21 protein-coding genes are annotated in these 17114 nt (G+C 70.0%); all 21 read right to left on the reverse strand.

From position 1 onward, the window contains the following. Window positions 1-3 precede the first annotated feature (3 nt). The 21 genes from OG852_RS30500 to OG852_RS30600 all read right to left on the reverse strand — a co-directional run bounded on the left by OG852_RS30500 (window position 4) and on the right by OG852_RS30600 (window position 17112). The gene (locus OG852_RS30500) at window positions 4-3861 is read right to left on the reverse strand and encodes a hypothetical protein (RefSeq protein ID WP_330349568.1); all 3858 of its coding nucleotides are present in this window, start codon (window positions 3859-3861) and stop codon (window positions 4-6) included. A 52-nt stretch (window positions 3862-3913) separates the two neighbouring features. Beyond that, window positions 3914-4507: a hypothetical protein gene (locus OG852_RS30505; protein ID WP_330349569.1), complete on the reverse strand. Its 594-nt coding sequence runs from the start codon at window positions 4505-4507 to the stop codon at window positions 3914-3916. 11 nt (window positions 4508-4518) lie between these two features. Further along, window positions 4519-5031: a hypothetical protein gene (locus OG852_RS30510; RefSeq protein WP_330349570.1), complete on the reverse strand. Its 513-nt coding sequence runs from the start codon at window positions 5029-5031 to the stop codon at window positions 4519-4521. A gap of 7 nt (window positions 5032-5038) precedes the next feature. Beyond that, window positions 5039-6025, reverse strand: a complete 987-nt coding sequence (locus OG852_RS30515; protein WP_330349571.1) for a phage tail tube protein — start codon at window positions 6023-6025, stop codon at window positions 5039-5041. After that, on the reverse strand, window positions 6025-6246 hold the full coding sequence (locus tag OG852_RS30520) for a hypothetical protein (protein ID WP_330349572.1): 222 nt from the start codon (window positions 6244-6246) through the stop codon (window positions 6025-6027). The genes OG852_RS30515 and OG852_RS30520 overlap by 1 nt, the downstream gene beginning before the upstream one ends. Window positions 6247-6259: 13 nt before the next feature. After that, entirely contained in the window at window positions 6260-6730 is a 471-nt protein-coding gene (locus OG852_RS30525) for a hypothetical protein (protein WP_330349573.1), read from the reverse strand. Window position 6731: 1 nt separating this feature from the next. After that, window positions 6732-7553: a hypothetical protein gene (locus tag OG852_RS30530; RefSeq protein WP_330349574.1), complete on the reverse strand. Its 822-nt coding sequence runs from the start codon at window positions 7551-7553 to the stop codon at window positions 6732-6734. A 1-nt stretch (window position 7554) separates the two neighbouring features. Next, entirely contained in the window at window positions 7555-8202 is a 648-nt protein-coding gene (locus tag OG852_RS30535) for a hypothetical protein (RefSeq protein ID WP_330349575.1), read from the reverse strand. A gap of 8 nt (window positions 8203-8210) precedes the next feature. Then, a complete protein-coding gene (locus tag OG852_RS30540) occupies window positions 8211-8852 on the reverse strand; it encodes a hypothetical protein (protein ID WP_330349576.1) in 642 nt (213 codons plus the stop codon). Next, on the reverse strand, window positions 8852-9259 hold the full coding sequence (locus OG852_RS30545; RefSeq protein ID WP_330349577.1) for a hypothetical protein: 408 nt from the start codon (window positions 9257-9259) through the stop codon (window positions 8852-8854). Before OG852_RS30545 ends, OG852_RS30540 begins: the two co-directional genes overlap by 1 nt. A gap of 73 nt (window positions 9260-9332) precedes the next feature. Beyond that, window positions 9333-10577 (reverse strand): phage major capsid protein, encoded by a 1245-nt coding sequence (locus OG852_RS30550; protein ID WP_330349578.1) that lies wholly within the window; start codon window positions 10575-10577, stop codon window positions 9333-9335. A 67-nt stretch (window positions 10578-10644) separates the two neighbouring features. Then, the gene (locus OG852_RS30555) at window positions 10645-11916 is read right to left on the reverse strand and encodes an HK97 family phage prohead protease (RefSeq protein WP_330349579.1); all 1272 of its coding nucleotides are present in this window, start codon (window positions 11914-11916) and stop codon (window positions 10645-10647) included. After that, the gene (locus OG852_RS30560) at window positions 11916-13244 is read right to left on the reverse strand and encodes a phage portal protein (RefSeq protein ID WP_330349580.1); all 1329 of its coding nucleotides are present in this window, start codon (window positions 13242-13244) and stop codon (window positions 11916-11918) included. The genes OG852_RS30555 and OG852_RS30560 overlap by 1 nt, the downstream gene beginning before the upstream one ends. Then, the gene (locus OG852_RS30565) at window positions 13241-13471 is read right to left on the reverse strand and encodes a hypothetical protein (RefSeq protein WP_330349581.1); all 231 of its coding nucleotides are present in this window, start codon (window positions 13469-13471) and stop codon (window positions 13241-13243) included. Before OG852_RS30565 ends, OG852_RS30560 begins: the two co-directional genes overlap by 4 nt. Then, entirely contained in the window at window positions 13465-15051 is a 1587-nt protein-coding gene (locus tag OG852_RS30570; protein ID WP_330349582.1) for a terminase, read from the reverse strand. Before OG852_RS30570 ends, OG852_RS30565 begins: the two co-directional genes overlap by 7 nt. Next, a complete protein-coding gene (locus tag OG852_RS30575; protein ID WP_330349583.1) occupies window positions 15014-15295 on the reverse strand; it encodes a hypothetical protein in 282 nt (93 codons plus the stop codon). The genes OG852_RS30570 and OG852_RS30575 overlap by 38 nt, the downstream gene beginning before the upstream one ends. 302 nt (window positions 15296-15597) lie before the next feature. After that, the gene (locus OG852_RS30580; RefSeq protein ID WP_330349584.1) at window positions 15598-16038 is read right to left on the reverse strand and encodes a hypothetical protein; all 441 of its coding nucleotides are present in this window, start codon (window positions 16036-16038) and stop codon (window positions 15598-15600) included. Between the two features lie 38 nt (window positions 16039-16076). Continuing rightward, on the reverse strand, window positions 16077-16328 hold the full coding sequence (locus OG852_RS30585) for a DUF4873 domain-containing protein (protein ID WP_330349585.1): 252 nt from the start codon (window positions 16326-16328) through the stop codon (window positions 16077-16079). 41 nt (window positions 16329-16369) lie between these two features. After that, window positions 16370-16540: a hypothetical protein gene (locus OG852_RS30590; protein ID WP_330349586.1), complete on the reverse strand. Its 171-nt coding sequence runs from the start codon at window positions 16538-16540 to the stop codon at window positions 16370-16372. A gap of 3 nt (window positions 16541-16543) precedes the next feature. After that, complete coding sequence (locus OG852_RS30595; RefSeq protein ID WP_330349587.1) at window positions 16544-16807, reverse strand: hypothetical protein; 264 nt, start codon at window positions 16805-16807, stop codon at window positions 16544-16546. Continuing rightward, complete coding sequence (locus OG852_RS30600; protein ID WP_330349588.1) at window positions 16795-17112, reverse strand: hypothetical protein; 318 nt, start codon at window positions 17110-17112, stop codon at window positions 16795-16797. Before OG852_RS30600 ends, OG852_RS30595 begins: the two co-directional genes overlap by 13 nt. Window positions 17113-17114 lie beyond the last annotated feature (2 nt).

A 17114-nucleotide genomic window follows, 5' to 3' on the forward strand; every position in this document is an offset into this window, starting at 1 on the left:
AGATCACCCCACTTTCAGTTCGACGTTGAGGCCGTACACGCGCTTGAGTTCCAGCAGTTCGCGCCGGATCTCGCGGGCTGTGGCAACTGGGTCGCGGGCGTCCATCACGTTGACGGTCACGGTCATCGACCCGCCCGCACCGGCACCGACGAGGGCGGGACGTCCGGCGGTGGGCGCGATGGCGGACCGCCCGGCGATCCGCCCGGAGAGCGTGTCCATGGCCCGGTCGATGTACGGCAGTCCGGCGAGGACACCCACGGCCACGCCGCGTGCGGTCTGGATGCCGTCGGGGATGACCTTGCGTGCGGGCGAGCGGATCCCGAGCGCCTTGCGCAGGGCTTTCTGCATGGCCTTGGCCAGCTTCTCCATCGTGGCTTCCAGCTGCTTCTGCTGGCTGGACAGACCGGTGAGGAAGCCCTTCGCCGCGGCGGCGCCCGAGTCGTGCATCGCGTCCGCGCCCAGCTTGCCGAGCGTGTCGGTGCCCTTGTTGATCTGCGTCTGGATGCTGTTGATCGAGGCGAAGGTGGCCTTGTCCGCCCCGACCAGCGCCGAGGCGTAGGCGTAGCCCTGCTCGGGCCCCATGTTGAGGACCTGCCTCAGCAACGACTTGTTGAGGCCCTTCTTCGCGAGGATCCCGATGTAGCGCGTGAACTGCTGGATCTTCGCGAGCTTGTCGGCCAGGCCTGCCTTGATGCCGCCCGCGGTGACCTGGTCCGCGTCCATGCCCAGGTTGCTGAGCCCGGCTCCCTCCCGGGCGTTCTGGGTGAGGTCGCTCGCGAAGGCCTTCGCGGTGGCGATTGTCGCGGCTATCTTGTCCCGCTTGGCCGCCAGGTCCAGCAGCTTCTTCGTCTGCTGGTCGACGTACTTGAGGAGCGAAACCTCCTTCTTGCCGGAGAACGCGGCCTTGATGTCCTTGGCAAGGTCGGCGGCTGTGGCCTTGATCTTGTCGCGGGTCGAGGTCATGCCGACGATCAGGCCCTTGCCGATGTCCTTGGCCAGGGCGGTGGTCTTCTTCGACGGGGACCTGATCTCCATCTCGTCCCGGATGCCCGCCGTCACCGCGGACGCCATGGACCGAGCGGCCGAGTACACCCCACCCGTAGAGGAGAGCCCCGCGATCAGCCCGTCAATGGCGGCACGGCCCGCACCGACCGTGCCGCGCATCATGGACCGCGTCGTCGTCGCGTCGAACACCCTGGCGGCCTCGCCGAACACGACCAGCTCGGGTCCGTTCTCGCCGACCATGGCCATCTCACCGGCCTCCGGCGTGCCGCCGCCGGCGTACTTGCTGACGCCTCCCTGCCCGGTCACCGGCTTGGTGGACGTCGAGTACGTCGCGATCGTCGCCCGGACGGTCGTGATCGTGACGGTCTTGTTCCGCAGCCCAGCGATCGCGCGTTGGATCGCCCGCGCGGCAGCGGATGCCCGGTCCCGCGCGGCCAGGTCGATGGTCTTGTCCTTCAGCGCGTCTCGGGCCCGCTGCACTGCGGCGATATTCGCCTTCGCGTTGGTGGTCTCCGCCACGACCTTGAAGCGGCCGTCCTTCAGCTTCGTGACCTTGAAACCCAGATCCCGCAGCAGGGCGATCGCGTCCGACGTGAGCGCCTTGACCGTGACACTCTTGGAGTTCGGCGCCTTCTTCATCGCCGCGATGACCGACCCGAGGTTCCGCGTCGCGTCCTCGGTCCGCATCTCCAGACGCATGGTCTTGTCGGGCATCTTCAGCAGCTGGTTCGCCAGCGCCTCGGCTTCCTTGCGGTTGCCGCTGATCGCCGCAGCGTTGTCGACGAGGGTCTTGCGGCCCTTGTCGTAGATGCCGGCCACGGTCTCCCACGAGGCGCCGTTCTCCCGGGCCTTCGCCGCGGCGTCCTCCGTCGCCGTGGCCAGCTGGCTGAGAGCGTCGCGGTTCGCGCGGCCCTTCTCCGTGCCGACGTCGAGCGTATGCCCGTTGTCCTGCAAGGACTTGGTGACCGCATCGACCGCGGCCTCGAACTTGGTCTGCGCGTCGAACGCGCTGCGACTGGTGTCCGACAGGGCCTGGATCGACTGGCGCAGCCCGTCCGCGCTGAGCTTCTGCGCGGCCAGTTTCGCCTGGACGTCCTGCGCCTGGGCGCCGAACACGCCCATACTCTGGGCCGCCAACTGCTGCTCGAATGCCGCATCCGCGAGCGCCGACTTGTAGCCGTCGAGCTGGCTCGTCACCTCTTCAGAGGTGTACCCCTGCTCCTTCAGCCCGGCGATAGCGTTGTCCAGCGCCTGCTTCGCCAGGCCTGCCTTACCCCCCTGCACCAGGTTGGTCAGGCCCTTGTCGAGACCGTCGAACGCCTCCTTCGCGTCCTTCACTGGCGTCGAGTCCATGCCGATCAGGCTGGTCAACTTCTGCTGGACCTTGTCCAGATTCGACGGCCGGGCCAGGGTGGCGAGCGCATCCCCCAGCTTCTCGTAGTCCTGGCCAAAGACGCGGGCCGCCTCGCCCGACAGCTTGCCCGTCTGTGCCAGCTTGCCCAGGCTGGTGGTCATCCGGTCGATGTCCGGCGGAGCGGACTGCCCCATCTCCGACAGCTGGCTCAGCGCGATGAGCAGGATCCCGATCCCGGTGCCGACGAGGGCCACCTTCGCCGTGCGCGACAGCGTGCCGATCGCCGCGCTGACACCGGCGAGCCTGCCCGGTGCGGCGGCGGCCGCGGCCTGCATGGTCATCAGCTGTGCGGTGAACCCGGTGAGCGCGGCCTTCGCCGCGCCGAACCCGAGTACGGCGAGCTTCGTTGCCTTCAGTGCGATAGCGAGCTGTAGGAACAGCGTGATCGCGCTGGCCGGCACCGCGGACACCAGACGGGCGAGGACTTCGATGGTCTGCAGGAGGCCGACGCCGACGTCGCTGCCGGCATCCAGCACGTGCATCGCTGCCTCGGCCACGCTGCGCAGGACACTCGCCACCGTGGGTCCCTGTGCGCGCGCCCACTCCAGGAACTCCCGCGCGCTCCCGCCGACCTGTCCGCTGTCACTGATGCGGAGCAGGTGGACGATCTCGTCGTTGACGCTGCGCAACGTCTTCTGCGCGAACGTCGTGAACTTGCTGTTGAGGCTGTCCAGCCCCGGGGATGCCACCTCCCCGCCCATGATCGTCATGAACCGGTCAGCCTCGGCGCTGGTGACCTTGACCAGACCTGCAGTCTTGGGCAGCAGCGCGTCGAGGATGGACACGCCCTTGATGAAGGGCGCCATCGTGTCCTTGGCGAGGCTGTTCGAGAACTCCTTGTAGTTGTCCTTGAGGACGCTGACCGCGGCCGCCGCCTGCCGGGTCTCCGGCGGCAGCTTGGCCACGGCGGCCGCGTACTCGGCCTGCTTCTGGGACGCCTCCTCCGAGGACGCCCCGGACTTCTCGACGGCATCGGCATGGGCCTTCTCCGCCTCTGCCACGTCCGACAGGGCGGAGATCTGCGGAATGATCGCGACGCCCATCGCCAGCATCCCGGCCGCCACGGTCGTCGCGCCGGCGGCGATCGGGGCGAGGGAGGCGGCGGCCGGGATCGCGGCCGGCCACAACAGCAGGGTGGCCTTGCGCAGCTCGTCCATCGCACTGCTGTTGCTGCGGACGGCCGGGGTCGTCGCGCGCAACTGAGTGGTCAGGTCGCCGGTACTGGCCGTCAGCAGACGCTGGGCGTCAGAGACGGAGATGTACCGGCCCTGCAGGTCCCGCAGCCGCCCCTGCGTGTCCCGGGTGAACCCGTGCATGGACGCGTTGCCTGAGCGGGCGGCGGCGTCCAGGCGGCGCGCGAGACGGTCGGCGGAGTCCCCGGCCCCGTCCAGCGTGCCCGACAGGTCGTCGTGACCGGAGAGCGTGAACACCAGGGTGGACATCAGCCGTCACCGCCTTTGGCGAGCTGGGCCTGGTGCTGCTCGATCCAGGCGATCAGGGAGTAGAAGTCGCCGACAGTGAGGTCGTCGACGAGGGGAGGAGGGATGTGGAGGAGGTGGGCGAAGAGCCCGAGGTAGACGGCTCGGGCTCGCTCGATGTCGGGCTCAGGCTCGAAGGCTCGGCCGGCAGGCTCTCCTCCTGCTCCGGCGCCGCGCCCGTCGGCTCGGCTTTTGGGCCCCGGGCGGCCCGGGCCTCGAGCATCTCCAGCGCGTGATCGGGGTCGGCTGCCAGCTGCGGCAGGCGGCCGCGGAGGATCTCGGCCACCATGTCGTGGCTGATGTCCGGGTTGGTGGCCGGCGCCTCGAACGCGTTGTTGATGTACGCCTCGACCTCGAGGGTGCTGAGACGGGCGGTCATCTCGGTGACGCCCGGGTCGAAGTCCCCGAACCGCATGCTGGGCTGGGACCGCTTCTTCAGGACCCAGACGATGCCGCGCATCGCCTCGAGGTCGTCGTTCTCCAGCCCGCCCAGGATCTCCTGCCACTTCATATCGACCGTGCGCTGCACGATCGCCGCCTCGGAGACCTTCAGGGTGGTGGCGTCGTAGTGCTCGGGCGCGCCGTCCTTCGGGGTGTACACGATGATCAAGGGGGACTCTCCTACTCGATGCGGCGTCGCACGTCGTCGGTGACGCGGGCGACTTCGCGGGTGATGCGGTCGGTGTGGGAACGCACGGTGCGGTCCCACCAGCCGGGGGTGGCGTTCTGCTGGGCCCAGCGCCTGCGGTTGCCGAAGACCGGGTGGCGCAGGCGGCCCTCGTTCAGCCGGTCGACGAGGCCGGCCGGGATGTCCGAGGGCAGGCGGGACCGGTCGAGCCAGACTCGGGCACCCGGGTCGCCGGTGGTGCGCACGCTGATCCGGATGGCCTCGGCGATCGATGACCGCAGGGGTCGGGTCGTCGGCGAGGCGCCGCCCCGTTTGCCTGCCCCCCTGCCCTGGGAGCGGATGTCCAGGTGGCGGATGGCGGTCTGCAGGTCGTTCTTCAGCGGCTCGGCCGCCCTGCGGATGCGCCGGGCGAAGCTGCTGCGGATGTTGTTGTGACCGGCCCGGCGCAGCCGCGCGGACAGCTCGAGCAGCTGGCCGGTGCCGGTGATGCGGACGTCGCGAACCACGGCTCGCTCACACCGTGGTGTCGGTGCTGATGATCTCGATCTTCGGGAGGTTCGTTGCGTCGTAGAGCCCGGTGAAGTTGAACGTGGGCTTGATGACGCCGTAGCCGTCCACGCTCGGCGGCCCTTCGTCAAGCTTCACGGCGGGGAGCGTGATCCGGAACGTCTCGAAGTACGTGCTCGCGATCAGTGGGCCGACGAACTCCCACACCAGGCTGGTCGCTGCGTCGCTGGTGTGGAGATCGTCCAGGGTGGTCGCGACGTAGTCCGTCTCAAGCGACCCGGTGATCTTCACCAGGTCGTTCGAGATCGGCTCCTTCTTCAGTGCCGACTGGTTGGCGTAGAAGCGCTCAGTGTCCTGCGGGCGTTCCACCTTGCAGGTGACCTTGCGGATGCCGTCGAGGGCCGTCTCCGCGCCGAACGTGCCCGTCTTGAGAGCCATCTGCCCGAAGTGGAACGGGCCGGCGTTGACGTAGCTGGCGGCGGCCAGGGTCTGGCTTTCGTCGCAGTCCTTGCCGTCGAATTCGAAGCTGCCGGTGAGCATCTCGCCGACACCGCAGGAGAACTCGCCCGAGGTGACCTTGCAGCCAACGAACGACTTGTCGGTCACGGTGCCGGTGGTGAGCGGCACACCTACCTGAATGGACAAGCTCTTGCCCGCCGTGTCCGCGAGGGTGTGCGTCTGCAGATAGGCGGTAGTCGCGCCCTGTTGGACGGGGGTGACGGTGGTCCCCATCAAGGCCTGGATGAACAGACCCATGCCCTTGTTGGCGATCTCCAGGTCGATCGACCCCGTGGCCTCCCGCCGGGTGACCACACGGCGGGACGACAGCGCGAGCAGCCGGTTGGCGGCGATGCCGGTGCTGGTGGCTGTCGTCTTCTTGAGGGCCAACGACTCCTTCGTGAACTCGGGGAAACGCGTGGGCGCGACGAACGTTCCGTACGTCGACTCCGCGGCGAGCCCGATCTGGGCGCCGAGCCCGGATCCGATGCCCATCAGTCCTCAGCTCCCTTCGCGGCCTTGGCCGCGGTCTTCTTCAGCGGCGCCGGGGCCGCCTCGTCCTTGGGCTCCTCGACGGCCTCCCACGTGCCGGGCTGGCACACGTAGCCATCGAAGCGGCGGTCCGGTACCTCGACGACCTCGTCCGGCTCGACCGTGCGGTTGTCGAGCTCGGGCACGGTCACCGGCTCCGGGCCGATGAAGCGCACACGCGCCATGACTTCTCCTCCTTCAGATCCGGGCTTGGCAGGTCACCGTGAAGGAGAGGGCCACCCGGGCGCCCTGCTCGGTGAAGGACTGGCGCAGTACGCCGCTGGTGAGGTGCGCCCACAGCACGGTGTTGTTCAGGGTCGGCGCGTCGGGGGTGAGGTCGGACGCGCGCAGGGCGTTCTCGATCTCGGCGAAGATCTCGAACACCCGGACCCTGACGGCTGCGATGTCGTTGCCGCCGTTCCACACGTCGATGACGCAATGGATTGCGAACTGCTCGTTCCTCGTGCGGGCGCCGGCGGCGTTGAAGTCCTGCACCAGCTCGACGGCCTGGTCGCCGTCGGGAGACCAGCCCACGGAGATCAGGTCCGCCTGGGAGACGTCGACGACTGCCGGTCCGTCGAGGATGAGCAGGCCCTGCTGCAGGGCGGGCCGCGCGCGCAAAATCGCGAGCAGGTTCGCGATCGCGGCGGGGACCTTGGAGTTCGCCATCTCAGGCCATCCCGGGGGGTAGTTGGTCGGGGCTGAGCAACTGCAGTGCGCGGTTCGGGATCGCGAAGCCGAGGCCCGGGATGGGCTCGGTGACGTCGAAGTCGCCGGTGCCCAGCTGCGGCCGGCCGCTGCCGTACTGGGTGCGCGCCAGGTGCTGCAGGATCAGCTCGGCCGCCGCGCTGATGTTCTCGGGGACGATGCGGCGCCCGGCCTTGTAGGTGGGCCGCAGCGGCCCGTAGAACAGGCCGCCGTCCTTGCGGCGCACGACGCCGTCCTCACCCGCCAGGTCGAGGGTGGAGACGTCGTAGGAGGTGCCGCCGTCCAGGACCGCGACCACGCTGACCAGTTCGAGAACGGGGATCTTGCGCAGCGCGAGCGCCCGCACCTGGCCGACGCTGTGGGTCTCGGTGACCGTTCGTACGGCGACCGGCCCGACGAACCACTCCACAGCCCGTGTGGTGGCACCGATCCACCGGCGTACGTTGTCGTCCTGGTCCGTGGTGTGGGCCAGCTTCAGCTGGGCCTTGGCGTCGGCCAGGGACACGATCCACGTCAGCGTTCCCTCGCGGACGTCGAAGACATCCGGGTAGGCACCGGCGTTGATGCCGGTGGCCACCCAGCGCACCGTGTGCCGTCCCGGCTGCACGGTCGGGTAGTCGTAGCCGTAGACACCGGTCGACGTCGGCGCCACCGGGTCGACGGTCGTCGAGGTGCCATCCGGCAGGCCGATGGTCAGCGCCATCGAGCCAGCGTTCGCCAGCTGCCCGCTGGAGTCCCGCACGGTCGTACCGAGCGGGACAACTGCGCCCAGGTCGAAGGGCATCTCAACCTCCCGTCATCGTCGGTGCGGTCCGGCTCCCCGGGCCTGGCCCGGCGAGCCGCCGGGCGTACGGTCCAGCCGATCCGGCCCGGGCTGTGTTGAGGCTGGCGAGCTCGGCGAAGTCGTCGCTGCCCGCGTCGCGGTGGGCCTCGTACAGCAGCGAGAGATCCGTGTGCGCGGCCCAGGCGGGCGAGGCCGCCGTACGCAGCACCGTCCACGTCCCGCCGTCCGGGGAGGCCTCCCAGTACAGGGAGCCGCCGTCCTCACGCAGCCGCAGCCACGTATGCGCCGCAGGGTCATACACGGGGAAGAGCGCGCCGGGATCGGCGTAGCCCTGCCGCAGGTACAGGCCCATCGCGGACTGCGCCCGGTCGACCAGGAACCCCGCGTCGGTTCCACCGGTATCGGTGAGGACCAGCAGCGAGCACGCGGCCGTGGCCGCCCCGTTCGCGGCCGGCGGATACACCCGGGCCGCGACCTGCGACCACGACAGCGTGTAGACGCTGGCCGTACGGGCGCCCGCGTACCCAGCGGTGCAGGGCACCCGCAGGCGGCCGCCCTGCTCGGTGGGGTCCCCGTACGACTGCGACCACAGCACCGGGTCCAGGACGCCGTCGTCGAAGTCGTCGCGCAGCATCCCGAAGCCCGGCATGTGGCCCCCTACCAGTCGCGGGTCTCGGGTGCCTCGGCACCGCCACCGCCGCGCGAGAAGTCCGCGGCGACCTCCGGCGGCATGCGGCCCTCCGCGACGTCCCGCGCCCGCGCGGCCTCGAGGACCGTCTCCCTGTTCTTAGCGATCCCGGCCCGGTTCTGTCCGGCCGCCTCGGCGTCCAGCACGCGCAGCGCCTCCTGCTCTCCGACGGTCTCGAGATAGGCGAGCACTCCCTTGTTGCTGTGCTCGTCAGGGTTGAACAGCGGCACGGGCGGCTCCTCCGGCTCCTCGTTCTCGAGGTCCGCCGGATCGGCTGGCTCCTGGTCGTCGTCCTCGGCAGCCGGAACGGGCAGACGTACGGTCACCCGCCACCGCGACCAGGACAGACCGTCGTCCCCGCCGTCCGGTGCCTCGGCTCCTTCGACGTGGGCGTCGACGACCTCAAGCGTCTGACCGTTCTCGCCGATGACCACCGGAACCCGGTCCTCGGCCGCATACTTGACCGGGCCCTCGCCGCCGTCGTCGGCGAGGACCGCGCGGTGGCCGTCGGCCCAGGCCGCGGCCTCCTCGACGCTGACCTCGATGACGTCGCCGGGGGACCAGGAGAAGTCCGCGCCGGCGATCGCCTCGAGCACCTTGATGCGCGCCATCAGTTCCGGACCACCGGGGCGACGCGCGGGTTGGACAGCACGACCTGGGCCGCGTACAGGCCGCCGGTGGACGGCGACCCGGTCACCGTGGTGATGACCCGCAGGTAGCGCTTGAGTCCCTTGTAGCCGAGCTCGTACACCGTCTCGTCGGTGCTCGAGGTGACGGCGGGCTCGGTGCCCTGCAGGTAGGTATCGGCGACGGCCGCCCAGGAGGTGCCGTCGTCGGAGTCCTGCACCTCGAAGGTGTGCGTGCCGTCGGTGACGGTCCCGACGGGGATGACGACCAGGGCGTCCTCGAACATCGAAGAGTCCTCGGCCCGGTCGACCGTCGTGCCGTTCGCCGACGCCGTCCGCGCGGCCGGCGTCAGGGAGTTCTTGACGAGGAGGTTGTTGTACGCGTCCTTCACGACGCGCTCCTTTCTGCGGATGCCGACGGGCCCGGGCGCACGACGGCGGCCCGGGCCCGGGCGGATGGCTGGGTCAGCTGGCCGCGTGCTGGTACAGGCGGATCGCGGAGGAGTCCTGGATCATGCCGTCCAGACGGGAGAACCCGAGGAACGCGACCTGCAGGTACTCGGCGTACCGCTCCACCAGGCGCAGCGTCTGCACGGCCTGGACCTGGCGGATGACGTAGCCCGCCTTGAAGTCACCGAACGCGATCGTCTTCGCCGACGCGGCCGGGGTCGGCATCGAGTTGTCCAGGTTGTACTTGAACCCGTTGATCGTGGCGGGGAAGCCGGGCGCCGGGATCGGCACCCACAGCGGGCGGCCCTGGGTGTCCTTCAGCTTGCGGATCACCTTCAGGGTGCTGTCGTGCATCAGGTACTCGGCGGTGGACCGGTACGCGCTGTCGACGCTGTGCTCGAGGTCGACCAGGTCGTCGTAGATGACCGACGTGGTCTGGCCGCTCGCGCCCTGCTTGCCGACCACCGCGGACGTGGTCAGGCCCTCGGGCTGGTCAACGCCGGTGCCGGTCGTGAACGCGCGGGCGGCGCGGCGGCCGATCCGCTCGCCGAGCTTGCGCGGCACCCACTGCTCGAGGTTGAACGCGCTGTCCTGCAGCAGGCTCATGGACAGCTTGACCTGCTTCGACGAGAAGATGTACGCCTTCAGCGTCCGGCCGCCCACGCTGAGGTCCTGCTCGCCCGCCGGCTGGTTCTCGCCGAGGAGCTCGCCCTCGTTGCCGGTGTCGTCGTTGGTCGGCCACTTCAGGTCCGCACCGGTCGACGTCGGGATGACGTCGGCGAGAGCGAGCAGGCCACCGAAGGCCTTCATCGTCTCGGTCATGATGTTGCGGAACTCGTCCGGGACGGTGAACCCGCCGGCGGTGTCGATGCCCGCGCCCATCGCGCGCAGGTCGACCTCGTGGTCCATCATCAGGTTCCGCTGGTCCGGGGTGAGCCGGTCCATGCCGCCCCGCAGGTACAGACCGAACGCCTCGTTGTACCGGCGGGCCTGGTCCTCCGTGTCCGTGCCGCGGCGGTCGCCAGGCTCGCCGGTCGTGGACACGATCTGGCTGCGGTCGATCTGCTGCAGCTGGGCCATGCGGTTGAGGCGCTCGATGTCGCCAGAGACGACGGTCAGCCGCTCCTCCGCCTGGTCCCAGTTCTGCCGCTCCTCGGCGGTCAGGTCGCGGGTCTCGCTCTCGGCTGCGGCCTGGATGTCCTGCATCCGCTGCCACAGGGTGTTCTGCTCTTCGATGAGCCGCCTGAGCTGCACGCTCATGCCGGTTTCCTTTCAGGCATGGCGAAGGCCCCACACCAGGGGCGTGGGGCCTTCGGGTGAGTACGGGTTACGAGCGGGCCCTGGGCAGCCCGTAGCGGGCAGCCAGGCCTTTCATCCGGAGGGCGCGCGCGTCGAGGTCGCCCCGAGTGGTCTCTGCCGGCTCGGTGGCGGTCGGGGCCGCGGCGGGCTCCGGTGTGCTGCTCTCGCGAGTGGACTCACCCGGCTCGCTCGTCAGCGACTTCAGTTCTGGGGCCTTGATCCCGGCGTCCTTCAGATGCCGGGCCAGATGCTTGTAGACCGCCTGGCGGTCTTCCTCGGGGATCGTGGTCCCGCCGCGGGCACCGTTGAGGACGCCGATCGCCGTGGTGCACGCGACCGTCGAGGCAGTGCCGACGTCGCCGTCCACGCCCACGAAGTGGTGGATGAACCGGTACGACGCCTTCTTGTCGGCGTCGCCGTCGGGGTCCACCCAGGCGTGCGCCATCCGTAGTGCCGACTCCTCCTGGGGGAGATCGCTGGAGTTCGCGGGCCCGTCCCAGGAGGCGTCCGAAGTGTCGGTGGAGTGCACCGCCAGAGCCCCCCGCTCCTCGGCGGCCGCCGTCTCCCGGGCGTCCCCTTCGCCTGAGGCCGGTGCGTAACCGGCTGCCGTGGCCGTGCCGCCGTCGGCGTTCGCGCTGGCGCCGACCAGCTGGAGCAGGTCTCGCAGCTCCGGCCGGAACTTCGCCCGCTCCTCGATCGCCGTGCGGTCGCCGCGGCTGACGAGGGCCGACGCCACCGACGCGAGCTCTGCCTCGGTCTCCTCGTATGCCGGGAACGTCACCGCGGAGACCTCGATGAGGCGGGCCTCGAGGATCCGCCGCACCTCCACCTCGGCGGTTTGCCCGTCGGACGTCTCTACCTTCTCCAGCGTCCAGTCGTCCTTGATGACGTAGAACCCGAAGCTCATGCCGGTGATGTTCTTGTTGCGGATGTTCGTCTTCAGGTCCGAGACGTACGACAGGCCCTCGTCGAGGGCGGAGTCGACGGCCAGGCCCCGCGCATCCTCGGCCAGGCTCAGCGTCCCGGCCGAGACCCGCGACACCACGTAGTAGGAGTCGTGGTCGATGAGCATCCGGGCGTCGCCCTCGGCCAGGGTCTTGGTGAACGCGCCCGGCGCGATCTCCTCGTAGAAGCCCCACCGCAGCGGGTTGCCGATCGCTGTACGGGAGTTGAACACCGCAGCGTAGCCGTTGAACCGCTCGCCGCCCGTCACGCCCTCGTCAGCGCGGATTGCGACGTCCGCCGTCGAGAGAGGCAGGCGGCGGCGCTCCTCAGTCGTCGTCCTCGTCAGAGTCCTCATCAGGAACCTTCCTCGATCTCGTCGGGGGTCTGCAGCAGCCGCTGCGCCTCCGCCATCAGCGCGGCCGCCCGCGCCCTGTTCGATCCCGCACCAGCCGGCTGCTCGCCGTCCGGGGCGAGCGGGTTGGAGCCCAGCGGCGCCATGTACATCGGCTGCAGATAGGCGTCGCCGCCCTCGCCCGCGGGCAGAGGCGGAAGCTCCTCGAGGGCGCGCACGTCGTTGGCGCTGAACGCGCCGACGTCCCGCATCGCCCGATAGAACGTCGCCCGCGCCGCCGAGTCGCCCCGCAGCAGCCCGCCCATCTGGTAGCTGGTGTAGTCCTCGTGGAGCATCAGCTCCTTGGTCACCCGCTGTTCGGTCGGCGTGAGCCAGGTCGGGTTGAGGTCGAACGTCACCCAGCCCTGGGCCTGCTGCTCCAGCCCCGTACCCCACGACGTGGACTTCTCCGTCGACATGAGCAGGAACGGCGGTACGCCGAACATGCGGCCGATCTCGACGACTTGGAACTGCCGAGACTCGAGGAACTGCGCGTCCGTGTTCGGCATGGCCACCGGCTTGTACGCGGCGCCGCTGTCCAGCACGGCGATCTCGTGGCTGTTCTGGACGCCGGCCATCTTGGCCTGCCAGCGCTCCTTCAGCCGGGCAGCCTGGTCCGGGTCTAGGCGCTGCTCGGTCTGCAGCACGCCGCCGATCATGTTGCCGTTGCCGAACAGCCGGGCCGCGGACTTCTCGGCGGCCTGCGCGAGTCCGATGCCCTGAATGGCCAGGCGTACAGGCGAGCAGCCGGTGAGCCCGTCGTAGCCCAGCCCGGGGATGTGCATGATCTCCTTTGACGTCAGGACGTGCGAGACGCCCCAGTCGTCGGTGACGTCGAACAGCTTCCCCGCCGGGTTCGCATCGCTCGGCTTCACCCGGTCGACCCGCACACGGTCCGAGGACAGCGGCCACAGCTCCTTGACCTGCCCTGATACGGAACGCACCTTCTGGATGTAGGTGTTGCCCCACAGCACCCGGTACAGGTACGCGAACCGCCACAGCTCCACCGGCGTCAGGTCCGGGTGCGGATTGCGCAGCAGATCCGACCTCACCTTGTCCCGGGTGCCGTCCTTGTAGGCGTGCAGCGGCAGGGCGGCGGACACACCGGCGATCAGGCTGACCGCCCGGTACACCGGCGATGCCCGGAGCGCCGTCGTCTCCGAAACCGACACCCCGGCATCCGACTGCGCGCCGCCCAGGAACTGGGCCAGTGCCTCGGAGGTAAGCGGCTGCGCCGGGCTCTCCAGGCCCCGCTGCGCCCGCCCGCCGAACAGGCCGAACAGACCACTCACGGCTGCTCACCCCCCGCCTGCGCCCCGTCCTGCCCGCCCGCAGCACGCCGGTCGGCCATGGCCCGCTCGCACGCCAGAACCCCCAGCACGCCCCCGAGCATCACCGCCGCCGGCACACTCCACAGCGACAGTCCCACCACCACGACGAGGACGAACACCACCTCGAGGACCAGCAGCCCCCGGCCCTCCCGCCGGGCCTCCGGCTCCTCCGGCTCCTTCGTCACCATACGTTCGGCGCCCCTTCCGGCTCGACGTCGTGGTACTGCTCCCAGCCCCACAGCGCGTACGTGGCGGACACCAGCGGACTCACATCCACACCGTCGCCACGCCGCGACCACAGCCACGCGTCGCCCACGTCACGCTTCGTCGCCCCGGCCAGGGCCGTCGCCAACGGCGCCTGGTCCAGGTGCTGCAGGCTTCCGTCCTGCACCCGGTCGTAGAACTGACCGCAGGCCTGGGTGAGCTCGCGGACCTTCGGCGCCACGACCAGGTGGTCACGGCCGCGCTCGGCCAGCTTCTTCCGCAGCGGCCCGGCCAGTGAGCCAGCCGGGCCGCCCTCGTCGATCACCCACACGCACGGTGACCACTTCCGGTCCAGGTCGTCCGCCCGCTCAATCACCCAGTCCGTGCCGGGCCGGTGGTCCACCTTCTCCACATGCCGGCCGTCGCCCTCGGTGCCACCGGCCACGCTGATCGCCGACCAGGACCGCTCCGGCGTCGTGTCGATGGAGAACGCCACCGGATCCGTCAGGGCTGACTGGCGCACCCTCAGCGCCCGCCAGGCGGCCTCGGCGATGACCTGCCAGGTCTCCTCGGCCTGCGCCGGGTAGTCGCCCACCCCGAGCCGCTCACGGTCGAACAGGTCGGGCCTCATGGTCGCCAGCTCACGCCGTACGGCCTGCACGCGGATCCGGATGCCCAGCGCCGGGTTCACCCGCTGCCACGTCCGTACGTCCGCACGGTCGTCGTGCTCTGCACACACAATGTGACCGTCCTCGTCCCGCGGGCACTCCCGCGCGTGCAGCTCGGCCGACCACTCCAGGTACGTGAGGGAGTCGTCCGGCTCCGGCCTGTTCGCCAGCGCCCGCGCCCGCAGCAGCGCCAGCTGCTCGCTCTCCTGGCCGATCCCGGCCGAGCAGGTGTAGACGAGCTGGGGGTTGCGCCGCGCGGACATGATGGGCAGCAGCGCGCCGATGGGCGCCGCGCGCAGGGCCATGGCCTCGTCCATGATGACCAGGTCGCCGGAGAAGCCTCGGCCGGAGCTGCCGGTGCGGGCGAGGAACAGGATGCGGGCCCCGTTGAGGAACTCGAAGCCTTCCTCGCCGTGGCTGCGCAGGACGCGCTTCACGCGGCGGCTGAGGGCGTAGGAGCCCTCGATCAGCTGGTCCAGGCGGCGGAAGCTCTCGCGGGCGGTCTTGAACTCGTGGGCGGTGTGGATGACCAGCTTGTCGCCGAACAGCATCACCCCGGCGATCTGCCGGGCCTCGAGGTAGCCGCCCTTGCCGTTCTGCCGGGTGACGTTCTGGACGACCTCGAACGACGTCCAGCGGCCCTCGTCGTCCTCGGCCAGGCTGTGGTGCAGGCCGAGCTGCTGCCACGGGTCCAGCATCAGGCTGGAGTCGGCGGCGAGCTCGATGGCCTCTTGCCCGGCCGGGGAGCGGAAGTCGAGCGCGGCCTGGTCCTCGATCCCGGTCCAGCGGCCTGTCTCGATGCGCCGGTAGTGCGGGGTGGAGATGATGCGCGGGGTCTGGCAGCCGATCGGATCGCCGCTACGCGGAGTGGCGGGGGCGTCGAGCAGCAAGCTCATCGATCTTGTCCCCCCTGTCCTTCGGAGGCGCCAGCCCTCGCGCTACGTGCATGTGCTGGCGCAACTCGCGGGCGGCGGCCGCGACCTCCTTCGGGTCAGGGGAGGAGTCCATGATCTTGGCGAGGCGCAGAGCCGCGGCGGCCGAGGCGCTCGATTCGGGGGAGACACCGAGGTCATCGAGCTCGGCGCGGGTCGCCTTCGCGACGGCGCCCGCCCTAATCCGCCGAGTCTCGTTCGCGGTCATTAGCGAGCTCCGTCCTGAAGGGCCGTCACTCCGAGTGACTACGGTCGATCATCACGGAGAGTGACGGGCGGCGGGCGGTGATCATGGTCCGCTAATGGGGCCCAACTCGGTTCGCGTGGATTAGCGATCGGCTCGGGGAGAGATACGGGCGACAAGGGCGTTTGGGTCGCCCGGGTCCTCGCCCAAGTTCGAACCCACTCTCCCCCGCCAGCCGCCGAGTGGATCACGATCGGGCGCCGCGAGCACCCGCCGCGCGGACCTCGGGTAGCAGTCCGTGACCGGTCGGGCGGGGTAGCGGAGGGTTACCACTCGCGGGACGACTGCGCGGCCGCCGGCCGGGAGTCGCCGCCTCGGTAGTGGCGGTACCAGCGAGTGACGACGCGGTCCATCGCTGGCGATCGCATCGCCCGCACGCGCTCACGCACGGCTTGCTCGCCCGGGTCGACGGTGACGATCGAGGCGTCGAGGCGTCGGTAGCGGGCGAGCCAGGTGGCGCTGGGCATGGTGTGGATCAGGTAGACGTCCACGGAGTCGAGGTGCTTGACGGCCTCGTCGATGGCGGCGTACCGGGCGCGCAGGGCGACCTTGCTGGCGATCGGGTCGTGGTTCCACTGCGGTGCGCCGGGGCCGGTGAGGGCGCGGGTGATGCGGTCCAGGTCGATCACGATGTCGCGCGGCGTGGCCCGCGCCTCGATCCAGGAGGACTTGCCCGCGGCCGGCGGGCCGGTGACGACGTACAGCACGGTGTGGTCACCACCTCGTCGGCCGCGGGCTCGGTTGGTCAGCTGCCGAAGGGGGGCCGGCCGCTGCCTTGGATGTCCATGTCGGTGCTGCCGTCCTGGGAGAGGAAGTCGGCGTCGCGGGCGCCGATGCGCAGCTTGGTGTTGTCGGCCTCGAAGATGGCCGACGCTGCTGTCCCGTCGGGGACCTCGAGCGAGCCGTACCACTCCCGGGACGTGCTGGTGAGCTGTGCCGTTACCTCGTACTCGGTACCGTCTGCGATGACCGTGGCTGGACCGTCGTATGTCGTCATGGGCTCATCGTGGCTCATGGGTCCGACAGTGGGCGCTGGCGCTACGTCTCGTCGCTCTGGTCGGGGTGCTGCTCGGCGATGTGGGCGTGGACGGGGGCGAGGTCGATGCCGAGGACCATGCGCTTCATGCCAAGCCGCAGGACGGCGTCGAGGGTGATCTCCTCGCCGCAGACGGGGCAGCGGACGTGGCAGGCGAGTTCGCCGGTGGCCATGCGTCACCACCTCCGGGGATGCGGCGCGGGGCGGCCGACGCAGGTCGGGTTGTGTTGGCGGAGGACGCGGCAGGCGATGCGGCGGGGCGCGGTGTACGCGAAGTCACGGGGTTCGTGGAGCGCGTAGCCGAGCCACCAGGCGATGCCCGTGCGTGTCTGCCAGGCGGTGTTGCGGGGTGTGAGGACGCGCAGCTTGCCGCGTGCGTGCGCGGCCTTGAAGCGCTGGGCGAGCTTGGCGTAGTCGTCGTCGTAACTCACGGCAGCCATTCCTCCTCGGCGAACCAGCCGTCTCCGGTCCGCTGGACGGTGATGGGGGTCTCGGTCTGGAACCAGTGGCCGCAGGGCTCGACGATGGTCCACATCTCGTGTGCGAAGACGTGCCATTGCACGACCTCTGCATCGCGCCAGCAGTGGGGGCAGCCGGGCAACGGGATGGAGGCTTCGAAGCCGGGCCGCATGCGGATCTGCCAGGGCTGCTCGCTGATGTAGGCGTTGCGGTCCTCGTGGGCGCGGTGGAACGCCATGGCGAGTTCGGGGCTCATCGGTAGAGGCTGCTGGGTGTCCGTCCGCATGG

Source organism: Streptomyces sp. NBC_00582 (genome assembly GCF_036345155.1).
In the GTDB taxonomy this organism is placed as follows: domain Bacteria; phylum Actinomycetota; class Actinomycetes; order Streptomycetales; family Streptomycetaceae; genus Streptomyces.

Coding starts and splice junctions, on each gene's coding strand:
- OG852_RS30500 (WP_330349568.1), bottom strand. CDS start 3,861: ATGTCCACCCTGGTGTTCACGCTCTCCGGTCACGACGACCTGTCGGGC.
- OG852_RS30515 (WP_330349571.1), bottom strand. CDS start 6,025: ATGGGCATCGGATCCGGGCTCGGCGCCCAGATCGGGCTCGCCGCGGAG.
- OG852_RS30520 (WP_330349572.1), bottom strand. CDS start 6,246: ATGGCGCGTGTGCGCTTCATCGGCCCGGAGCCGGTGACCGTGCCCGAG.
- OG852_RS30525 (WP_330349573.1), bottom strand. CDS start 6,730: ATGGCGAACTCCAAGGTCCCCGCCGCGATCGCGAACCTGCTCGCGATT.
- OG852_RS30530 (WP_330349574.1), bottom strand. CDS start 7,553: ATGCCCTTCGACCTGGGCGCAGTTGTCCCGCTCGGTACGACCGTGCGG.
- OG852_RS30535 (WP_330349575.1), bottom strand. CDS start 8,202: ATGCCGGGCTTCGGGATGCTGCGCGACGACTTCGACGACGGCGTCCTG.
- OG852_RS30540 (WP_330349576.1), bottom strand. CDS start 8,852: ATGGCGCGCATCAAGGTGCTCGAGGCGATCGCCGGCGCGGACTTCTCC.
- OG852_RS30550 (WP_330349578.1), bottom strand. CDS start 10,577: ATGAGCGTGCAGCTCAGGCGGCTCATCGAAGAGCAGAACACCCTGTGG.
- OG852_RS30555 (WP_330349579.1), bottom strand. CDS start 11,916: ATGAGGACTCTGACGAGGACGACGACTGAGGAGCGCCGCCGCCTGCCT.
- OG852_RS30565 (WP_330349581.1), bottom strand. CDS start 13,471: ATGGTGACGAAGGAGCCGGAGGAGCCGGAGGCCCGGCGGGAGGGCCGG.
- OG852_RS30570 (WP_330349582.1), bottom strand. CDS start 15,051: ATGAGCTTGCTGCTCGACGCCCCCGCCACTCCGCGTAGCGGCGATCCG.
- OG852_RS30575 (WP_330349583.1), bottom strand. CDS start 15,295: ATGACCGCGAACGAGACTCGGCGGATTAGGGCGGGCGCCGTCGCGAAG.
- OG852_RS30585 (WP_330349585.1), bottom strand. CDS start 16,328: ATGACGACATACGACGGTCCAGCCACGGTCATCGCAGACGGTACCGAG.
- OG852_RS30590 (WP_330349586.1), bottom strand. CDS start 16,540: ATGGCCACCGGCGAACTCGCCTGCCACGTCCGCTGCCCCGTCTGCGGC.
- OG852_RS30595 (WP_330349587.1), bottom strand. CDS start 16,807: ATGGCTGCCGTGAGTTACGACGACGACTACGCCAAGCTCGCCCAGCGC.
- OG852_RS30600 (WP_330349588.1), bottom strand. CDS start 17,112: ATGCGGACGGACACCCAGCAGCCTCTACCGATGAGCCCCGAACTCGCC.